Source organism: Alcanivorax sp. HI0083 (genome assembly GCF_001635175.1).
The window spans coordinates 1-1,541 of the sequence record NZ_LWFX01001088.1; the positions used below are offsets into that span (position 1 = coordinate 1).

A 1,541-nucleotide genomic window follows, 5' to 3' on the forward strand; every position below is an offset into this window, starting at 1 on the left:
GGCGCGGTCTCTTCTGTAAGATGATTGTCCAGCTCGGCTTGCATCGCGGCTTCTGTGAGCTGCTTGATCAGCGGCGTGAGAATGCCGTCTTTGCCGGTCAGGTCTTTGCCTTCCTGTAGGGCCTTGAGAGCAGCATCAATGTCGAATGTGGGTTTGGTCATGTATCACCTCTTTGGTGTGTAGATTAAAGAAGTGACACAGAATTCTGAACACTACCCGACGCCAGCATCCTTGTGAGGAAATCAGTCATGATTGAAGCTTCCAAGATAAAAACTCATAAACAAACCGCGCAGATGTTGCACATGCAGGAGCATGTAACTGATCATTTTTTTTATCATCCCCCATATCAACCACGGCCTTAACCCCAAAAAACAATGGAGCACAGAGAGACTGATAGGCTGCCTCGTACATTGAAAACATTTCCATTTCAAGTGCCGCCATTTTTCGATGCTGCTCACCTATCTCCTGCATTTTTTTATTATCCGAAATAACAGCCGAACCAGAAGATAGTGGAGCCAAAATAATATCAAAATCATTCATTTTCTCAAAAAAAAGCCCTTTTCTTATCTTTTTCTTTAAATCTTCACCCTGAATAAACTGCGAAAGATCAACCTCAAGATCATGAGGTATCGATATCTGATAAGGCTCAGACTGAAACTTATTAGCTTTAAATTTTCCAGTTTGATATTCCCAGCAAAGCTGACCAACAACCAAATCCATTAGCTTTGAATCACCCTCAACACCTGCACAAATTCCACTCATGGCAACTATTTTTGGCTGAAATTTCTCGATGGCTTTAGCCGCAATGACAGCCATATTAACCAGTCCTGGTTTTTTAGGAACCAGACACAAGCCTTTTTTTTGGGCGATACAAAGATCCAGACAGCTCATCCCGTCTATGTTTCGAAAATCACCTATTTCAGCGTCAGTAAGGCGATACCCATCCCTTTCCTTGGTTAGAGCACAAAAGATCAAAAAATCATACCTGACGAAATTATTAACCCTGTTAATTTTTTGTTTTAAACTATCTTTCCAGGATTCATCATCCTGAGCGTAATGAACCACGCTAATTCCAGCCCCATTAAAAACCGGAATCCCTTTAGAGTCATCAAGTTTGTACTGTGTTATCGCAATTGTTTCAGTTTGATAGTTTTTGCTATATCTGAAATCAGCAGCCAGCTCATTTGATACATCTTGCGGAGTGGATAAGCCATCCTGTCTTGATAATGGAAGAAAAAAATCAAACACAATCAAATCATAAGACTTAGCGAGAATTTTTCTCCTAGCATCATCCAGAGCACAGGCAAACTCTAATCCAACCCCGCCCGGTATCAACGAACTAATAAAAGCCTCAATGTCAGCACGTTTATTGTCATCATCTTCAATCAGAAGGATTTCCATCACACCCCCAGAAAAAATTTTGTCTTATCGATCCACTCTTCAGAGCCATCCTCATAAAACACCACCTCAAGATTGCTAAAAGAGTAATTTTTACGAAGCTCCATCCCCGCGTCATCGATAGAAAAATAATCATTCTCTAT

1 protein-coding gene and 1 pseudogene are annotated in these 1,541 nt (G+C 41.0%); both read right to left on the reverse strand.

Going from position 1 to position 1,541, the window contains the following annotated elements:
• Positions 1-161, reverse strand: a pseudogene (locus A3754_RS14590) (IS256 family transposase); the annotation flags it as partial.
• Between the two features lie 85 nt (positions 162-246).
• Positions 247-1,401, reverse strand: coding sequence for a hypothetical protein (locus tag A3754_RS14595; protein WP_063520284.1), 1,155 nt, complete (start codon positions 1,399-1,401; stop codon positions 247-249).
• Positions 1,402-1,541: the final 140 nt, after the last annotated feature.

Excerpts from the sequence above, each read along its gene's own strand:
- A3754_RS14595 (WP_063520284.1), bottom strand. The coding sequence starts at position 1,401 with ATGGAAATCCTTCTGATTGAAGATGATGACAATAAACGTGCTGACATT.